This is a genomic window from Corallococcus sp. NCSPR001 (assembly GCF_017309135.1).
In the GTDB taxonomy this organism is placed as follows: Bacteria; Myxococcota; Myxococcia; order Myxococcales; family Myxococcaceae; genus Corallococcus.
In genome coordinates, this window is record NZ_JAFIMS010000002.1 from 2,493,938 (window position 1) to 2,511,752 (window position 17,815).

Genomic DNA, 17,815 nt, shown 5'->3' on the forward strand with positions numbered 1-17,815 from the left:
TGCGTCCGCCTTCGCGAGAGGGGCGGGGCGGCATGGAAGCGGTCATCTTCACGGGCATCCAGGGGGCGGGGAAGAGCAGCTTCTACCGGGAGCGCTTCTTCGCCACGCACGTCCGCCTGAGCCTGGACATGCTCAAGACGCGGCACCGGGAGAAGGTGCTGCTGCGCGCGTGCCTGGAAGCGAAGCAGCCCTTCGTGGTGGACAACACCAACCCCACGGTGGCGGAGCGCTCCCGCTACATCGCGGCCGCGAAGCAGTTCGGCTTCCGCGTGGTGGGGCTCTACTTCCAGTCGAAGGTCGCGGACGCGCTCCTGCGGAATGATCAACGCCCGGTGGAGCAGCGGGTGCCGCTGGTGGGCGTGCTCGGGACGTACAAGCGATTGCAGGTCCCCAACCTCGAGGAGGGCTTCGACGCGCTTTTCTTCGTCCGGCTGGGGCCGGACGGTTTCACCGTGGAGGAGTGGCAACGTGAAGTTCGATGAGCTGGACGAGAAGATGCGCGTGTTCGAGACCGCGCACGACCTCTGCGTGCTGCCCGGCGTGTACATGGTGGCGCGCATCGATGGGCGCGGCTTCACGCGGCTCACGAAGGAGGTGCACGCCTTCGAGAGCCCCTTCGACGTGCGCTTCCGGGACCTGATGGTGGCGACGACCGGGCACCTGATGGACTGCGGCTTCCGGGTCGTCTACGGCTACACGCAGAGCGACGAGATCTCACTGCTCTTCCACCCGGACGAGGACACCTTCGGGCGCAAGACGCGCAAGCTCAACTCCCTGCTCGCGGGCGAGGCGAGCGCGAAGTTCTCGCTGCTCCTGGGGGACCTGGCCGTGTTCGACTGCCGCATCTGCGAGCTGCCGAACGCGGAGCTCGTGCGCGACTACTTCCGCTGGCGCAGCGAGGACGCGGTGAGGAACGCGCTGAACGCGCACTGCTACTGGAGCCTGCGCCGCGAAGGGAAGAACGTGGCGGAGGCCACGGGTCTGCTCAAGCGCCTGTCGGTGGCGGAGAAGAACGAGCTGCTCTTCCAGCGGGGCACGAACTTCAACGACGTGCCGAGCTGGCAGAAGCGCGGGACGGGGCTCTACCGGGAGACGTACACGAAGGAGGCCCGCGACCCGAGGACGGGGGAGACGGTCCTCGCCGAGCGCCGCCGCCTCAAGGTGGACTACGAGCTGCCAATGAAGAATGCGTACGACGCCTTCATCCTGTCGTTGTTGGAGGGCGTGAAGTGATAATCCCTGAATGATTTTGATCTCCTTCCGGGGCTGTTCGGGTGTCGCCCTCTTCGTGCTCATGGTGGGCTGTGGGAGCGCGAAAGAGGGCGGCATCCGTGTGGAGCCCGCGGCTCCGCCTGAGTCGGTGTGGCTGCCGGCCGGGCGCTTCGAGATGGGCTCACCGGCGGGCGAGCCGGGACGGGACGTGGATGAAGGGCCCCGGACGGAGGTCGCGTTCGAGCGCTTCCAGATGGACGTGACGCCCGTGACGGCGCGGGCCTTCGCGGCGCGGCGTGAGCAGGTGCGCGCGAAGGATCCACAGACGCGCTGGTGGACCGACGCGGAGACGCCGGACGGGTGGCTCGGCCGCTGCAACCTGGACTCCGAGCGCACCGAGCATCCCGTGAACTGCGTGGACTGGCGCGCCGCGCGGGCCTACTGCGAGCTCGTCGGTGGTGCGCTGCCCACGGAGGCGGAGTGGGAATACGCCGTGCGCGCCTCGACGGCCTCCACCTTCTGGTGGGGCGAGTCGTTCGACGCGGAGCACGTGGTCGGCTCGGTGTCGTGCGGGGCGCGGGGTTGCCTTGGCGGCACGGCCCCGGTGGTCCAGGCCGGACCGCGATGCAATGCCTGGGGGCTCTGCGACATGACCGGGAACGTGTGGCAGTGGACCGCCACCGGCTATCAGGAGCGGCTGGGCGAGGACGCGCCTTCCGAAGCCTCCGGCATTCCGGAGAATCCCGTCCACCGGGGAGGCTCCTGGCTCAATCACATCCCATCCCTGTTCCGGTCCGCCCACCGGGGCCTCGCCTATCCAAAGAATGGACTGACAGGAGTGGGGTTCCGCTGCGTGCACCGGCCCTGAGCGCACTCGGGGTGTCATGGAGCCAGTCCTTCTCTCAAGGTCCGTATGTTCTGGAGGGCGCGGGCCCACGGGGCCGTGAGGCGCTGTCCTACCCGGGGCGGGGGATTGCGCGCGTTCGCCCGGGTGCCGCAGGATTCGCGCCCACGCGCCAGGGTGCCTTCGCGGCGCCGCGCGACGGTTCGAGGGGGAAAGCACATGGTCATTTTCGGTTCGAGGCTCTACGGCAAGGTCGATGAGATTCCGGGCGTCGGCTACGTGGCGACGAAGTTCGGTCACATCAACTTCGTGCCACTCATCCCACTGGAGGGCTGGCTCGTCGTCGCCGAGGAGGGCAATGGCTGGCGGGGCTCGGCCATCTCCATGAGCGGCAAGTCCGTGCTCGTGGCGTGGGCGCGCCTGCTGTTCATCGTCGTGGGGATCATCTCGCTGCTCACCGGCTTCTTCACCTTCGCCGGGAGCCATTCGGCGGACGCTGTCTTCAGCGGCTTGGTCGGACTGTCCTGCATCGGCGGGCTCATCGCTTCGTACAAGTGGAAGTGGGTGACCCACGCGTCGCCGGAGCGCGCGCTGGAGATCGCCCAGGAGGCGGGGATCAGCGTGGAGGGCCTGGCGCAGCTGCGCAATCTGTACACTGCTCCGGAGGCCGCCCCCGTCGCCGCGCCCGCGCAGCCGTGGACGCCGCCAGAGTCCTAGTCCGCCGTTCGCCGAAAGGCCTTGGGTTCACCTCGCATGAGTCACGTCGTTGGCATTGATCTAGGCACCACGCACTCCCTGGTGGCCGCGCTCGACAGCGCGGGCCGTCCCAACCTCCTGACCAACCGGTTGGGGCAGCGCCTCACGCCGTCGGTGGTGGGACTGGACGCGGAGGGCCGTCTCCACGTGGGCGAGTCCGCGCGGGCGCAGTTGCTCGTGCATCCGGAGCGCACCATCGCGGAGGTGAAGCGGCGCATGGGCCGCGACCTGCCGGTGACGCTCGGGGACCGGCGCTACAGTCCCACGGAGATCTCCGCGCTCATCCTGCGTGCGCTGCGCGAGGACGCGGAGCGGGCGCTGGGCGGCGCGGTGACGGAGGCCGTGGTCACGGTGCCCGCGTACTTCAGCGATGCGCAGCGACAGGCGACGAAGGACGCGGGAGAGCTGGCGGGGCTCAAGGTGGAGCGGCTGCTCAACGAGCCCACCGCCGCGGCGCTCGCGTACGGCGTGAACCACCTGGACGCCGAGCAGTACGTGCTGGTGTACGACCTGGGCGGCGGCACGTTCGACGTGTCGGTGCTGGAGATGTTCCAGGGCGTGCTGGACGTGAAGGCCTCCGCGGGCAACAACCAACTGGGAGGCAGTGACTTCGACCAGGCGCTGGCCGCGTGGCTGGGCGCGGAGTTCGAGCGCGCCCACGGCGTGTCGCTGGCCGGGAACCTGGCGGCGCAGGTGCGTCTCAAGGCCGCGGCGGAGGCCGCGAAGATCGCGCTCACGTCTGTGGAGGCCACGCCGGTCATCGTGCCGTTCCTCGCGCCGGGCCGGGGTGGCGCGCCCGCGTCGCTGGAGGTGGAGGTCACGCGCGCGAGGTTCGAGGCGCTCATCACCGACCTGGTGCGCTCCACGCTCGAACCGATGGAGAGCGCGCTGAAGGACGCGAAGCTCGCGAAGAAGTCCATCGCGGAGGTGGTGCTGGTGGGCGGCAGCTCGCGCGTGCCGCTGGTGCGCCGGTTGGTCGCCGAATACTTCGGGCGCGAGCCGCGCGACGGCGTGCACCCCGACGAGGCGGTGGCGCTGGGAGCCGCGTTGCAGGCGGGGCTGAAGACGGGCGCGGTGAGCGCCGCGCACGGCATCATGATCACCGACGTGTGTCCCTTCACGCTGGGCGTGGAGGTGCAGGCATCGGTGGGGCGCGAGCGGGTGGGAGGGGTCTTCTCGCCGCTCATCCCGCGCAACATGACGGTGCCGGTGTCGCGCACGGAGACCTTCGCGACGACGGCGGACGGGCAGCGCGCGGTGGAGATCCGCGTGTTCCAGGGCGAGGCGCGGCTGGTGAAGGACAACCTGCTGCTGGACGCGTACACGGTGGAGGGCGTGCCGCCCGGGCGCGCGGGGACGGAGAAGGTCGCGGTCACGTTCACGTATGACATCAACGGCATCCTCGACGTGACGACGCGGGTGGTCTCCACGGGCAAGGAGGCCACGCTGGTGGTGGACAAACGCTCGCAGCGTCTGGGACCGGAGCAGCGGTTGGAGGCGAAGGAGCGGCTGGCGCGCGAATGGGGCGCGGCCCCTGTGCCGGCGACGCCCGTGCCCATGGTTGCCCCCGCATCCTCGGAGGCCGACGCGGATGCGCTGTTGAACGCGGCGACCGAACGGATCGCGACCGCGCCAGCGCATGTGCGTCCCCGGCTGGAATCCCTGTGCAATGCCTTGCGCGAGGCCCGCGCGAAGGGCGACCGCGTCGCCGCGTCCCGCCTGGACGCCGAGCTGACCGACCTGCTGTTCGACCTGGGCTGAGCAAGCACGTGCCGTCAACCGAACTCCAGCGCCCGGTGGCGCAGCGGTCCCCGGGCCCGTTGAGCCTGACCGTGATGCCTCTCCAGGAACTCGCATGCTCCTGACCGAGCTCAAGCGTGCGGTGGTGCTGCGTCCGGCCGAGCCCTCCGCGCGGTTGGCATTGGCCGAAGCGCTCTTCCAGGAGCGTGACTTTCGCGGAGCCGCGGAGCACGCACGCAAGGCATTGGACCTGGGCGGAGGTGGGCCCGCGCGCCGCCTCCTGTGTGGAGCCTGGGCACGCGACGGCAAGCGGACGGATGCGCTGAAGCTGTTGGAGACGGCTGTTCGCGAAGCGCCTCGCGATGCGTCCCTGCGCGCGGAGTTGATCACCTTCCTGGAGGAGGACCGGCCGGACGACGCGCTCGTGCATGCGTTCGAGGCCACCGAAGCCGCGCCCGGTGAACTGGAGGCCTGGCGCGCCATCATCCGTCTGTGCGAGCGCACGAACCGGCCTATTGAAGCGATGCCCGCGCTCAGGCGGGCCCGTCTCCTCGCACCGGAGGATCCGCGCCTCGCGGAGTCGGTGCTCGGGGCTCGCACGGCGCTCGGACTTCCGGCCAGCACCGCCATGCTGGACGCGCCTCCCCTGGAGCAGGCCATCCAGGCCCTCAAGCTGCCCACGGCGCGTGCCGCGCTCTCCGAGGCGAAGCTCGACGCCGCCGTCGAAGCGCTCGCCCGGGGCGCGCTCGCGGAGGTGAAGCGGCAGCTCGTCACCGCACCCGCGACGAGCCGGACAAGCGCCGCAGCGGCCATGCTTCGCGCGGAGTTGCTGTGGGTGGAGGGACGTCCCGAAGCCCAGGTCGAAGAGGCCCGTCGCGCCGTACTCGACATTACGGGGGCACCGGGGGCCGCGGCGCTGCGAATGGGAGACCTGCGGCTCGAAGCCGGAGCGCTGGACGAGGCGCGGGAGTTCTATGTCCGCGCGGCGGCCAACGGAGAGTCCCTGGCCGCGACGGGCCGTGAGGCGGAAGTCGCCCATCGTCGCCGTCAGCTCGCGCGTGACCTGCCTTTGATCGGACGTGTGGGCGTGCTCGGTTGGCACCCGGGAGGCGGGCATGTCTCGCCCCTGGAGGCGATCGCGGTCCCCGGGCGCGGCGTGCTGCGGTGCAGTGGCCGCGTGGGGCCCGAAGGCCAGGAGGCCGCGGACGTGGCCTTCAGCGTGGTGCGCGCTCGTGCTCCCGCGCTGAGCCTGGGAACGCTCACGACCCGTTACGACCTGCACCTGCACTACACCGACACGGAGGTCGGCAAGGACGGCCTGTCGTCCGGGCTCGCGCTCGCGCTGGCGGGCCTCTCCGCGTACACGCAGCGCCTGTTGCCCGCGCGGCTGGCCGTGACGGGCGAACTGACGCTGAACGGTGAAGTGCGGCGCGTGGGCGGCGTGCACGAGAAGTTGGTGGCCGCGTACCTCGAAGGCATGCGCGTGGTGCTGCACCCGCGCCGCAACCTGGACGACGTGGCGGCGCTGCCGCCGGAAGTCTCCGGACGCCTGCGATTGATCGCGGTGGACAGCTTGGATGAGGCGTGGCGGCTCGTGAACGCGGCCGTGAACACGCCAGGATTGGAGCGACGGTGAACAACGAGCCCCGCCAGAACCCCTACGAGGTGCTGGGCGTCGCGCAGGACGCGGACGCCCGCGCCATCAAGAAGGCTTACTTCGAACGTGTCCGGCAGAACCCGCCGGAGACGCACCCGGAGGAGTTCCGGCGCCTGCGCGAAGCGTACGAACTGCTCTCCGACCCCGAGGCACGCCAGGCCTTCGACGCCAGCACCGCGCAACAGGCGGACGGCCCGGAGGCGGTGAAGAACGCCGCCATCCAGGAGGCCATCAACCTGTTCGAGGCAGGTGACAAGGTCGGTGGCCGCAGGCTCCTCACCGAGGTGCTCAACGAGCAGCCGGACTTCCACGACGCGCGAATCCTGCTGGGCCGTCACTTCCTCTACGAAGGGGACGCCAAGGAGGCCTTGGCGGAGTTCGACGCCCTGCTCGCGCGGGCACCGGACCACTGGCAGGGGCACCTGCAGCGGGGCTGGGCGTTGCTCCGCCTGGAGCAGATGAAGGAGGCCGCGGATGCCTTCTGGCGCGCGGGCAAGCATGGCCCGTCGGAAGTCAGCCCGCGCGTGGCGCTGGCGGACTGCCTGGAGGCGATGGGGCAGGTGGCGGATGCGCTCAAGGTGCTCGAGGAGGCGCAGTCGCTGCCCGGCATCTCGCGGATGGACGTGCTCGCCCTCAAGGTGCGGCGCATCGCGACGATGCTGGAGTTCGGCCAGGAGGCCAACGCCGAGAAGGAGCTGGAGCGGCTCGACGCCGAGCTGCCGGAGAGCGCTGACCCCGAGCTGCGCCGCTGGACCGGAGGCCAGCTCTCCTCGGCCGCCGCGCACCTCTTCGCCCAGCAGAAGTCCAAGGGCGCGAACCAACTGCTCGCGTTCGGCCGGCGCTTCAACCCGGAGAGCGCCACCGAGGTCGCGTATCCGACGCGCGTCGTCCTGGACGTGGACGCGCTGCCGCCTGTCACCCGCGAATGGCTGCACGAAGAGGCCGAGCGGGCCGACGGCTGGCGCGCCGTGATGACCTGGGTGATGCCAGCCATCCTCACCTTGGCGGCAGCCGCCGCCACGGCCTTCCTCCTGGCCTTCATCTCCTTCGGCATCTCCGAGCGCGATGTCTCGGATTGGGGCTGGTGCGCACTCTTCGCGGCCCTCTTCTCCGGCGTCACCTGGACCCTGGCGCGCAGGCTCCTGCGGGTGATGGCGAGCCCCTATGGGCGCTTCAACACCATCCACCCGCTGCACCTCATCCAGGTGGCCATCGACCGAATCACAGTGTGGCCGCTCGTGCACCTGCAGGACCTGCAGTTGGTGAACCGTCACGTCAACGGCGCCTACCAGTTCACGGCCATCGAGATGCGCTTCAACGACCAGCGCATGACGCTGCCGGTGAACGGCAGGGAGAAGGCGGAGGCGCTGGCGCAGGAGCTGATTGCCCGGCGCCGCCGCGTGTTGGAGTTGCTGGGCCGGGGCATGCTGGACGCGGAGAGTGGGGTGGAGCACCTGCCTCCGGCGTTGCTGGCGCGAGCGGACAAGAAGGGCCACGTGCGCGCGGAGAACGTACGCTCGTCCTGGCCCGGCGTGTTCGCCGCGGCGGGCGTGGGCGTGCTGCTGGTGGCCGGAGCCGTGTGGCCGCAGAGGCAGACCGCGGCGGCACATGCCTGGACGCGCGTCGCCTCCCAGGGAGACCTGGCCTCCATGCTCGAATACCTCCGCGAGCGGCCCGACCCCCGCTTCGCCCCGAAGCTCCAGGCCCGCGTGGACGCGGAGCTGGCCAGGGCGCGCGCGCGGATGGAAGCGCGGTTGGATCCAGGCAGCGCCGCGGCGCCGTCCCGAGCGTTCTTCACGAGCCTGCTCGATGCCGTCTCGCGCAATCACAGCCGTCGCGTCACCGTGCGGTGGGCGGCGACCGCTGGGAAGGGGACTCCGGACCCGTCGGACCTGCTCGTGGGCGCCTGGCAACGGATGGTGGATGAAGCGCTGGGGCGGGGTGTCCTCGTGGTGGACGGAGGCCGGGGGCTGCCCGTGGACGGCCCGCCGTTGCTCACCCTGCACGTGAAGGAAGCGGTCCAGGGGGGCTCGCCGTCCCAGCGGGTCTGGTCGGTGAAGCACGAAGGCCTGGACGTGAAGGTGCCGCCGCTGGAGCTCGTGGCGGACGCGGCGGATCCGCGCGCCTCCGAGGTCCTCTTTCATGGGTGGGTGGATCGCTGGCACCTGCCCGGTGCGGGCGATCGCCGCCCGCTGTTGCTGACTGCTTCAACGCTTGTCCAGGAGGCCCGGCCGTGAGCGCACCTTCGACTTCTCCCCGCCGGGGCTGGTTGTTGCTGGGCGGCATCGGTGTCTGCGCGCTCGGCATCGTGGGGGCGACCCGGTCCCTCAACGCCGATGCGGAGGTGCTCTTCGTCAACGCATTGGAAACGAAGGTCACCGTCATCGCGGGCCAGGAGCGCTTCACGCTCGCGGCGGATGCGCACACGAAGCGGCGGCTGCCCATTGGCGAACTGGACGTGGACATCCAGGGCGAGAAGGGCTCGCTGACGCACGAGACGGTGTTCGTGACCGACGAGGGCGGCCTCTTCGTCTACAACGTGCTGGGCGTCGCGCCGCTCTACAGTTCGTCCGTCACCTATACGTTGAACAAGACGAACACCCAGGAGGTGGCGCCCCGGGCCCTGGCGGGCACCACCTTCCAGCACCTGGGGCGCATCGACTACGTGCTCACCTCACCGCCCGAGCGGCTTTCGATGCGCAAGGAGGAGGGCCGGTCCACCACGCGCATCCATCTGGGGCAGGCGAAGGGCGGTTGGAAGACGAGCTTCGGCTGGCTGATGTCCCTCCACCGCACGGCGGATGCGACCCGTCTGGTGGATGGGCTCTGGAAGGCCCTGCCGGAGACCCCGGACGCGGAGAACGCGGTCGTCACCGCGAGGATGGTGCTCGCGCGCGAGGAAGGACTCCTCGCATCGCTCGCCATGGCGCGGGCGCAGCGTGACGCACATCCTGATGACGTGGATTCCAATCGGTTGTGGGTCTACGACATGCGTCGCGCCGGGCGTCAGGACGAGGTCCGCGCCTGGTACCAGGCCGCGCTGGATCGCGAGCCCGGCTCCGTGAGCAACGCCGTGTTCCTCTCGCGCGTGGAGCCCGAGCCCGGGGCCACGGAGCGGCTGGAGAAGCTGGTGAGCGACCATCCCGGGGATCCGCTCCCCCTCCGGACGTTGGCGACGCTTCACCAGCGTCGGCAGCGCTGGGCGGAGGCACTGCCGCTGCTGGAGGCGATGGAGCAGAGTGACCCCGAATACCGGGACTACCAGGGCGGGCACGCCGACACGCTGGTGGCGCTGGGACGCCGCAAGGAGGCGGTACGCAAGCTGTCGGAGCACCTGCTCCAGGATGCGGAGCAGGAGGAGCTGGAGCTGACGAACGTGCGGCTCTACGCGAAGCTGGTCGGGCACGCCGCGCAGGACGGCACCGCGAACGCGGTGATGCGGCAGCTCGTCGAAGCGGCCCAGAAGAACGAGCCGGAGGGGCTGGTGGGGGAGTGGCTCGCGGCTTCGCTCGGGCAGCGCGTGGACGCCACGAAGCTGCAAGCCGCACCGCAGGGGCATCCGCTCGCCATCGCGACGCGGGTGTTGATGGCGCTCGCCGAGGAGCCCGAGTTCGCCGCGCGGGCCGTGGCCCCCGTCGACCTCCTGAGCTTCCGCCACATCGGAGTCGAGGCGGGCCTGTTGCTGGCGGCGGAGTTCGAAAGGCAGGGGGACCCAGCGCTCGCGGTGAAGATGCTCGACGCGAGCCGCGCCAACGTGGCCTACGGCGAGTTGCAGGACGTGCTGAGCGGCAAGCTGCCAGTGGAATCCCTGACGCTGGACTGGGAAGAGCGCGCCGCGCTCCGCCTGGTCCTCGCGCGCCAATTGGATGCCCGGGGCCAGGACTCCCGGGCCGCCTACGCACGCGCGAAGAAGGAGGCCCTGCTGCCCGGACCCGTCACCATCGCGCTCGAACACTGGACCCGCCCCAAGCCGTCCGGCGCGGTGGCGGGGGACTCGGTGCCCTGAGGCGAACTACATCCGCTCGTCGATGGCGCGGTTGCTCATCTCGTCCGCCTCCGCGTTCTGCGCGCGGGGGACGTGGGCGAGCTTCACCTTGCCGAAAGTCGCCAGCAGCTTCTGCGCTTCCTGGAACAGGGGCTTCAGCGTGGGGCTCTTCACCTGGTAGCGGCCACCCAGCTGACGGATGAGCAGCTCGCTGTCCGCGAACACCTCCACCTCGCGGGCGCCCAGGCTCTTCGCGTGCTGCAGGCCGATGAGCAGGCCCATGTACTCGGCGTAGTTGTTCGTCTGGTGCCCCAGGAACTTGCCCAGGCGCGCCACCACCGCGCCCTCGGTGTTCGTCACCACCGCTCCCGCGCCGGCAGGGCCCGGGTTGCCTCGCGCCGCTCCGTCTGAATAGACGCGCACGCGGTTGAGCGTGCCACCCGCCGCGGGTGTCACGACCTCGATGCCCGCGGTCGTGGACTCGGGCGCCGTCAGCGGGGCGGAAGCCTCGGCCTCGCGTGGACCGCCGCCCAGCTGCTCGGCGGCTTCGTCCAGCAACTGGCCCAGGTGCTCGCGCGTGAGCCCGCGAAAGGCGCGCACCGTCGCCGTCAGCGGCTCCTCACGGGCGATGTGACGGAGGACGTCGACGAGCGAAGGGGTCGGCATGGGGAGGGGACCGAAAGGTGACGCGCCGCCACTACTTCTCGGCGGCTTCCTTCGGCTCCTGCAGTGCTTCGACGGCGAAGATGATGCGGTTGCACGAGGGGCACACGTCGGTGCCCAGCGAGGTGCGCAGCATGTTGTACATCTGCGGGGGCAGGTTCATGTTGCAGCCCTGGCAGGTGCCGGCCACCACGCCCACCATCGCGGGCAGCTTCTTCTTGCGGATGACCTCGTAGCGGCGGAGCAGGGTGGCATCCACGTTCGCGGCGACTTCCGCGCGGCGCCCCTCCAGCTCCTTCACCTGGGACTCGGACTCGCCCAGCTTCCCGCGCAGCTCCGTCATCCGGCCCGACAGGCCCTGCTGCTTGGTGGCGTAGTCCGCCTCCTTGCCCTTGATGGCCTCGCGAGCCTGGCCCAGCTCCTTCACCTTCTCCGTGAGCGCCTCGGACTGGGTGAGGATGCCCTTCTTCGCGATGTCGATTTCGCGAGCGAGCGCCGAGTACTCACGGGTGGAGCGCTGGTCGGACAGGCGCGCTTCCCACTTCTTCACCTTGTCCTTCTCGTCCGTGATGTTCTGCTCGAGCAGGGCCTTCTGCTTCTCGAGGTCGGCGACGCGTGTCCGCTCGGTCTCGATGCCATTGCGCGCGACCCCCAGCTCCCGCTCCAGCTCGGAAATCTGACGGGGGTGCACGTCCGCCGCCTTGCGGAGCGAGGCGACCTCGAGGTCCACCTTCTGCAGCTCCGCCAAGGCCTTCAGTTTCTCCCGCAAGTTGCTGCCTCCCACACGGCCGCACCGACGCGCGGCTCGGCTCTTGTACCAACAAGGGTGCTGGGGTTCCAACGCGTAATTGGGGAGGCCTCCATCCCGTGTTCTCCGCTTGCCCCTTGAGCGTTTGAATCCGCTTCACGCACCCGTTAGACGGGGCAGGTGTCCAGCCTCCGCCTCCGCCCCCTCCTGGCCCCCGCGCTCCTCCTCGCCGCCGCGGCCTGCCGCGAATCCCCGCCGCCGCCGGCCCCCTCTGCCACGCCCCCTCCCGCCGCCGCCGCGCCGCGCCCCGCCGGGCCGGTGAAGTGGGGCGAAATCGAGGGGCGGGTGGTGCTGACCGGGACGCCTCCCCAGGCCCCCAGCGCGCCGACCACCGCCACCGTCGCCAGCGTGTGCGGCGACCAGGCGGAGGATCGCTCGCTGGTGGTGGGCGGGGAGGGCGCCCTGGCCCACGCCGTCGTCTCGCTTCAAGACGGCGCCAGGCTCGCCGAGCCGGAGACGCCGGCGCCGCAGCCCGTGCTGGACCAGAAGCAGTGCCACTACGAACCGCCCGCGCTCGCGGCGAAGGCCGGCGGCGAGCTGCTGCTGCGCAACTCCGACCCGCTGGTGCACAACGTGCGCGCCCAGTCCGGGACGAACCGTTCCGTCTTCAACGTCGCCATGCCCCTGGAGGGCATGACCCTGCGCCGCCCCCTGCCCGCCGAACCGGGCACCGTCCAGGTCCGCTGCGACGTGCACCCCTGGATGCGCGCGGTGGTCCGCACCTTCGACCACCCGTACTTCACCACCACTGCCCCGGACGGCCGCTTCCGGATGCGCGTCCCGGAGGGGACCCACACGGTGGTCTTCTGGCACGACCGGCTGCCCGAAACGTCCCGGACCGTCACCGTCCGCGCGGGGGAGACCGTCCAGGTTGATCAGACCTGGGGCGTGGAAGCGCTGCGTCAGGCCGGCTCGGGGAAATAGGGCGCCCCTGACACGGTTGTCGCGTCCGGCCGCGGTGCAACGAAAGGGTGGGCCGGGGGGGCCGTATAAGTGCCGAGAAGCACGCCCCTTGTTCAGACTTCTGTCTTGGTGGCAAAATTGCTTTCTCGGAAGCCAACACTTCCGCCTGAGGGGGAGTCGCGATGCATCAGACCAGGAAGCAACCCACGGTTTCCGTGGAGGCAGAGCGCCTGCCCATGGGGGCGCGCCGCAAGGGCACCCGGCCGGCGGGCATGCAGGAGATGGGGCCCAACCTCTACGAGAAGCTCCAAAGCGCGCTCACCGAGCTGTCGCTGGTGTCCTCGCACGAGCGCCTGAGCGGCACCTGAGCCGTGACGCCCGGAGCGGCGTGGGTCCCTTGGGGAAGGGGCCCCAGCTCCGGGTGCGTCGTTGGAGGCAGGGCGGACCTGGGGCCCGGTGAGGGCCTTGGAGCACGCAAACGGCAAAGGGGCCCGCCCGAACAGCTCGGGGGACCCCGGATGCGGCGACCGCGAGGGCGACCCTACAGGTCTTCGTCTTCGGCGGGCTCGGCGCCGGCCTCGGCGTCCTCGTCCTCACCGAAGGAGTCGAGGTTCTCCTCGTCCTCCTCGGCCGCGGGCGTCTCCTCGGGCTCGGGCTCGATGACCTTCGGAGTGGCAGCCAGGCGGCCACGCCGGCCCTCGGTGGGCTTGGCGACCACGTTCTCCCGCTGATCCGCCCCGCACTTGGGGCAGATGGGGTCCGGCTTCTTCATGTCGTAGAACTTCGTCCCGCACTTGAAGCACGTGTGCTTGGTCCCGAGATCCTTCGCCGGCATGCGCCACCCTCGTAGAGCCTGGAGTGAAACAGAGGGCGGCTGAATAGTTGGGCCGAAGAACAGAGTCAACCGTGTGTTTGCGCGGGAGATTTCTGGCGGTAGCATCCCCGCCGGTTTCCCCCGAGAGCCGGACGCCCCCTTTGAACTTCACCTGCGACAATTGCCAGAAGCGGTACTCCATTGCGGACGAGAAGGTCCGCGGCAAGACGGTCAAGGTCCGCTGCAAGAACTGCCAGAACGTCATCACCGTGGAAGGGCCCGCCGAGGAGGAGAGCACCCGCGTGGTGTCGCTCGCCGACGTGGAGCGCATCCGGGCCCAGGAGCGTTCGCTGGCGGGAGGTGGCGCCGCCGCGCCCGCGCCTGCGCCCGCTCCCGCACCGGTGGCCGCCGCGGCAGCTCCCGCGCCCCTGGCAAAACCTCCTGCGTCGGCCCCACAGACCCCTTGGGATGATGAGCCCACGCGCACCGCGCCTCCCCGCCAGACGGCCGGGGCACCGTGGTTCGTGATGGTGCGCAACAAGCAGGAGGGCCCACTGGACGAGTCGGCCGTGGCCGAGTGGATGGCCGCGGGCACCATCAGCGCGCGCAGCTTCTTCTGGCGCCAGGGCATGCCGGACTGGAAGCGCGGTTCGGACATCCCGGAGCTGGCCGCGCTGCTCGCGCCCGCCGCGGCGCCGGAGCCGCCTCCGCCGCCCCCGGAGCCGCCGCCCGCGGTCGCCGCGCCGCCCGCGCGTGCCGCCCCCGCCCGCCGCGAGCCGGAGCCCCAGCAGCCCTTCTACGCGGAGAACGAGCCCGTCCCGTCCGAGGACGACAACAACGGCGACTTCGACCGCGACGGCGACGAGGAGGAGGGCACGCTCTTCGGCAACAACCGCGCGGCCCCCGCCCCGGTGCCTACGCCCGCCCCGCGCCGCGCGGTGGCCGCGCCCGTGGAGGAGGCCCCCGCCGCGAGCGGCGCGCCCCTCAACGAGCTGTTCTCCGACCTGGACCTGCCCGGCAACCGGGGCGACGGCTCGGACGAGGAGGACCCCGGCCAGGACGAGACGCGTGAAGACCCTCGCAACGACGAGGAGGACGAGGACGAGCGCCAGGCTCAGGACTCGAAGGCCGCGCGCAAGCGTCCGGTGGTGCCGGCCCGCCGTGGCAGCCCGCTGAAGGTGGTGGCGCTGGTGCTGCTGCTGCTCATCGTCCTGCCGGCGGTGGCGCTGTTCGGCCTGTCCGCGGCGGGGATGCTGCCTCCCGCGCTCGCGGACATGGTCAACAAGGTGACCGGCAAGGCGCCTCCGCCCGCTCCGGCGCCGCGTCAGGCCACTCCCGCGCCGGGCGCCGCTGAACCCGTGGCGCCTCCGGCCGCCGAGCCCGCGACGCCTCCGCAGGGCGCCGCGAATGGTGAAGCCACGGCTCCGGCGGAAGGCTCCACGCCGTAGTCCAGGTGTGAGGTGGGCCTGCTTTCCGCGCGACGCGGTGGGCAGGCCCTCCGCCACGTCCTGCTCCGGCCAGGGGATTCGGCACGTCGAGCAGGACGCCCCGGCTCAGAGGTCGAAGTCGCCCGCGGGCGGCTTCTTGCCTCGCATCGCCTGTTCCCTCGCGGCGCGGACTTCGGCGCGCAGGGACTCGGTGGCTTCGGCGTCCACCGTCCCCGCCTCCAGGTCCACGACGTCGCCTTCGCGCACGCCCGCGGGCAGGGTGTCCAGCGCGCGGGTCACCTGCTGGCCATCCACCACCAGCACGGCGACGTCGTCCTCGATGCGGTCCACCGTGGCCCTGGACCGGGGCTTCGTCTTCTTCGTCACGGGTCGCAGTCTCCCGCGGGCTCGCGGCCCGACTTCAGCGCTGCGTCACGCGTGCTCCACGTGAGCAGGTTCGCATCCTTGATGAGCCGCACGCTCCGGCAGGTGGACTTGTGGAAGATGCGCTTGTGCTTGCTCGCCATGTAGCCGCCCGTCATGGACGCGCTGGAGGATGAGCGCACCGCCTTCGGTGGGGCCTCCTCCATCCGTGTGCCCTTGCGCGCGACGGGCAGGTCATCCACGTCCGTCACGTTGCTGACGCGGGCCTTGCTGTCTCGCGGCGCCTCGACGACGCGCGCGGGCGGCGGCTCGGGGGCGGCCGGCTTCACCACGGGCGCGGGCTTCGCCGTCCTCACCAGCGCCGGGCGCGGATCCAACCCCGGGAAGACGCGCCGCGTGCCGCCGGGCTCGCCCGGGGTCGGACGCTGGAGCGACAGCTCGAACTGCTTGCCGTCGCTCACCGCGTGCACCTCTCCGTTCACGTCCGTGCGGAAGGCCCGCGCGTCCACGCCGCGCAGCCGCGTGAGGAGCTCCTTCACCTTCGGGCTCCTGCCCAGGCTGTCATCCCCGCTGAGCACCGCCGCCTGGGGCCGCACCTCCTCCAGGTACGCCTGCGAGTTCGCCCCCTCCACCCCGGGCGAGGCGACCTTCAGCAGCGTGGCGGAGGACAACAGCCCGCGCTCCAGCAGCCGCGCCTCCGTCTCCGCGCGCGCCCCGCCCGCGAAGACGACCGACGTGTCGGCGTACGTCAGGCGCAGCACGATGGAGTTCGCCGCGTTGCGCCCCTCCGCGTCCGGGGCCTCCTTCAGGAGCGGCTCCGCGGGGGCCCGGGGCCAGAGCACCGTGAGGTTCACCCCGTCCTCCAGCGTCAGCCGGACCAGCTCCTTGGGCGCGGACGATGGGGGCGCGGGCGAGAAGATTCCCACCCCGCGCGAGCCCACCGCCGTGAGCAGCGCGTCGTAGGTCTTGGACGTGTCCGGCAGCTGCGGCTCCATCAACCGCCGCGCGCCCACGCGCTTGAGCACCGCCTCCAGCGCGCCGTGGTGCTTCGGATCCGGCTGGGTGAGGACCACCAGGTCCAGCTCGCGGCGCAGCAGCTCCGGCAGGCGGTTCACCAGGTGCGACTCGGCGGACGCGGGCCCGGAGTCCACCAGCACCGTGTTGCCCTTCGGCGTGACGATGAGCGCAGCGTCCCCCGCGCCCACGTCGAAGAAGTACACGTGGAGCTTCCCGTCCGGCGCGCCGCCGAAGTAGCGCGACTTCTCCGGGGGCTTCTGCGCGGGCGGCGCGGATGGCTGCTGCTGACAGGCCAGGGAGGCGAGCAGCAGCCCCACCCCCAGCGCGATGCGGGCCTTCATGGATGACAATCCTCGGCGGGGCGGCGCTCACGCAGGGCGTCGGCGCGGCTTGAGTAGACGGTGCGCTCGTTCTTCGAGCGCTTCAGGGTCTTGCAGCTCTCGCGGTGGAACACCTTGCTGCCCTTGAGCGACACGTAGCGCTCGCCCGTGGCTTCGGACGTGCTCGCGGGCGTCGTGGGCTCCACCGGCTTGCGCGTCCGGGACGCGCCGGGCTCCGGTTCCTTCTCCGAGGAGCGGCCCGTGCGGCCGTGCGGCGTGGGCTCGATGGGGCCGAGCGCCACCGGGCTTCCCGCCTGCTGCGTGCCGGACAGGCTGGTGGCGCCAGCGCCGCCCTTCGTCGAGCGCAGCGTCACGGTCGCGCCGTCGCTCACCGCCAGCACCTCGCCATCCTGGTCGGTGCGGAAGGTACGGGCGCGCACGTCGCCCAGCCGGCCCAGGACCTCCGGGCTCGGGTGGCCGTAGTCGTTGCCCGCGCCGCAGGAGATGACCGCTGCCTGTGGCTTCACGCGCTCCAGGAAGGCAGCGGTGGAGGAGTGCTTGCCGCCGTGGTGCGCCACCTTCAGCACCGTGGCGGTGAGGTCCACGGGCTTTTGCAGCAGCACCTCCTCCGTGGGCGGCTCCGAGTCCCCCGTGAAGAGGAACGCCGTCTTCCCGTAGGTGAGCTTGGTGACGATGGAGTTCGCGTTCGCGTCCGAGCGCGTGTTCGCGAGGAACGACTCCTGGGGCACGCGCGGCCAGAGCACGGTGAGCGCCACGCCTTCGCCCAGGCCCACGGTGAGCAGCGTCTGGGGCGCGTTGGGGTTGGGCTCCGGGCTCATCACCTGGCCCACCTCGCGGCCCACGAAGTCCAGCAGGTCGCGGTACGCCTCGCTCGGGTGGTCGAAGCCGGGGTCCATGAAGCGCCGGGCGCCCACCGCCTTCAGCGCCGGGCGCAGCCCGCCCAGGTGGTCCAGGTGCGGGTGGGTGAGGATGACCAGGTCCAGCGGGCCCTTCACCAGCTCGCGCAGCCGCGCCGCCAGCCGGGTGCCGGCCTCCGGAGGCCCGCCGTCGATGAGCACCGTCTTGCCCGTGGGCGACACGATGAGCGCCGCGTCCCCCTGGCCCACGTCGAGGAAGTAGACCGAGAGCCGGCCCGGGGCGGGGGAGGGGAGGGCCGTGGGAGCGGGGGCCGCGGCATGACCCGGCACCACCGCGAGGAGGAGGACAAGGAGTGCGAGCAGCCGCGCGAAGACCTTCACGGGTTGGAACTCTACAGCCCCGCTCC

The 17,815-nt window shown here is 71.1% G+C and carries 17 protein-coding genes; 11 read left to right on the forward strand and 6 right to left on the reverse strand.

Going from position 1 to position 17,815, the window contains the following annotated elements; translation table 11 throughout:
* The first annotated feature begins 32 nt into the window (after positions 1-32).
* The 8 genes from JYJ93_RS12265 to JYJ93_RS12300 all read left to right on the forward strand — a co-directional run bounded on the left by JYJ93_RS12265 (position 33) and on the right by JYJ93_RS12300 (position 10,215).
* Complete coding sequence (locus JYJ93_RS12265) at positions 33-482, forward strand: AAA family ATPase (protein ID WP_206790025.1); 450 nt, start codon at positions 33-35, stop codon at positions 480-482.
* Complete coding sequence (locus tag JYJ93_RS12270; protein WP_206790027.1) at positions 469-1,233, forward strand: tRNA(His) guanylyltransferase Thg1 family protein; 765 nt, start codon at positions 469-471, stop codon at positions 1,231-1,233. Before JYJ93_RS12265 ends, JYJ93_RS12270 begins: the two co-directional genes overlap by 14 nt.
* 10 nt (positions 1,234-1,243) lie before the next feature.
* Positions 1,244-2,080 (forward strand): SUMF1/EgtB/PvdO family nonheme iron enzyme, encoded by an 837-nt coding sequence (locus tag JYJ93_RS12275; RefSeq protein WP_206790038.1) that lies wholly within the window; start codon positions 1,244-1,246, stop codon positions 2,078-2,080.
* 195 nt (positions 2,081-2,275) lie between these two features.
* Positions 2,276-2,773 carry a hypothetical protein gene (locus tag JYJ93_RS12280; protein WP_206790040.1) on the forward strand — a complete coding sequence of 166 codons (498 nt, stop codon included), beginning with the start codon at positions 2,276-2,278 and terminating at the stop codon, positions 2,771-2,773.
* A 36-nt stretch (positions 2,774-2,809) separates the two neighbouring features.
* Positions 2,810-4,573, forward strand: a complete 1,764-nt coding sequence (locus JYJ93_RS12285) for an Hsp70 family protein (protein WP_206790049.1) — start codon at positions 2,810-2,812, stop codon at positions 4,571-4,573.
* A gap of 94 nt (positions 4,574-4,667) precedes the next feature.
* Positions 4,668-6,188 (forward strand): S16 family serine protease, encoded by a 1,521-nt coding sequence (locus JYJ93_RS12290; protein ID WP_206790051.1) that lies wholly within the window; start codon positions 4,668-4,670, stop codon positions 6,186-6,188.
* Complete coding sequence (locus JYJ93_RS12295; RefSeq protein WP_206790068.1) at positions 6,185-8,446, forward strand: DnaJ domain-containing protein; 2,262 nt, start codon at positions 6,185-6,187, stop codon at positions 8,444-8,446. The genes JYJ93_RS12290 and JYJ93_RS12295 overlap by 4 nt, the downstream gene beginning before the upstream one ends.
* Positions 8,443-10,215, forward strand: coding sequence for a hypothetical protein (locus JYJ93_RS12300; RefSeq protein ID WP_206790070.1), 1,773 nt, complete (start codon positions 8,443-8,445; stop codon positions 10,213-10,215). Before JYJ93_RS12295 ends, JYJ93_RS12300 begins: the two co-directional genes overlap by 4 nt.
* A gap of 6 nt (positions 10,216-10,221) precedes the next feature.
* Here the strand turns inward: JYJ93_RS12300 and JYJ93_RS12305 are convergent, their stop codons facing one another.
* On the reverse strand, positions 10,222-10,860 hold the full coding sequence (locus JYJ93_RS12305) for a ribonuclease HI family protein (RefSeq protein ID WP_206790072.1): 639 nt from the start codon (positions 10,858-10,860) through the stop codon (positions 10,222-10,224).
* 31 nt (positions 10,861-10,891) lie between these two features.
* Positions 10,892-11,626, reverse strand: coding sequence for a C4-type zinc ribbon domain-containing protein (locus JYJ93_RS12310; protein ID WP_206790074.1), 735 nt, complete (start codon positions 11,624-11,626; stop codon positions 10,892-10,894).
* A gap of 159 nt (positions 11,627-11,785) precedes the next feature.
* On the opposite strand from JYJ93_RS12310, the gene JYJ93_RS12315 reads away from it, so the two are divergent.
* Both JYJ93_RS12315 and JYJ93_RS12320 read left to right on the forward strand, forming a co-directional pair.
* Positions 11,786-12,589 (forward strand): carboxypeptidase regulatory-like domain-containing protein, encoded by an 804-nt coding sequence (locus JYJ93_RS12315; RefSeq protein ID WP_206790083.1) that lies wholly within the window; start codon positions 11,786-11,788, stop codon positions 12,587-12,589.
* 161 nt (positions 12,590-12,750) lie between these two features.
* The gene (locus JYJ93_RS12320) at positions 12,751-12,936 is read left to right on the forward strand and encodes a hypothetical protein (protein ID WP_206790085.1); all 186 of its coding nucleotides are present in this window, start codon (positions 12,751-12,753) and stop codon (positions 12,934-12,936) included.
* Positions 12,937-13,109: 173 nt separating this feature from the next.
* Here JYJ93_RS12320 and JYJ93_RS12325 read toward each other — a convergent pair whose 3' ends face one another.
* The gene (locus JYJ93_RS12325; RefSeq protein ID WP_206790087.1) at positions 13,110-13,403 is read right to left on the reverse strand and encodes a TIGR02300 family protein; all 294 of its coding nucleotides are present in this window, start codon (positions 13,401-13,403) and stop codon (positions 13,110-13,112) included.
* 140 nt (positions 13,404-13,543) lie between these two features.
* Here JYJ93_RS12325 and JYJ93_RS12330 point away from each other — a divergent pair, with 140 nt between their 5' ends.
* Entirely contained in the window at positions 13,544-14,830 is a 1,287-nt protein-coding gene (locus JYJ93_RS12330; RefSeq protein WP_206790089.1) for a GYF domain-containing protein, read from the forward strand.
* A 105-nt stretch (positions 14,831-14,935) separates the two neighbouring features.
* Here the strand turns inward: JYJ93_RS12330 and JYJ93_RS12335 are convergent, their stop codons facing one another.
* Genes JYJ93_RS12335 through JYJ93_RS12345 form a run of 3 tightly spaced genes read right to left on the reverse strand, consistent with a single transcriptional unit; the run spans position 14,936 to position 17,789 of the window.
* Positions 14,936-15,196: a DUF3006 domain-containing protein gene (locus JYJ93_RS12335; protein ID WP_206790091.1), complete on the reverse strand. Its 261-nt coding sequence runs from the start codon at positions 15,194-15,196 to the stop codon at positions 14,936-14,938.
* The gene (locus JYJ93_RS12340) at positions 15,193-16,551 is read right to left on the reverse strand and encodes a hypothetical protein (protein ID WP_206790093.1); all 1,359 of its coding nucleotides are present in this window, start codon (positions 16,549-16,551) and stop codon (positions 15,193-15,195) included. Before JYJ93_RS12340 ends, JYJ93_RS12335 begins: the two co-directional genes overlap by 4 nt.
* The gene (locus JYJ93_RS12345) at positions 16,548-17,789 is read right to left on the reverse strand and encodes a ComEC/Rec2 family competence protein (RefSeq protein WP_206790095.1); all 1,242 of its coding nucleotides are present in this window, start codon (positions 17,787-17,789) and stop codon (positions 16,548-16,550) included. The genes JYJ93_RS12340 and JYJ93_RS12345 overlap by 4 nt, the downstream gene beginning before the upstream one ends.
* Positions 17,790-17,815: the final 26 nt, after the last annotated feature.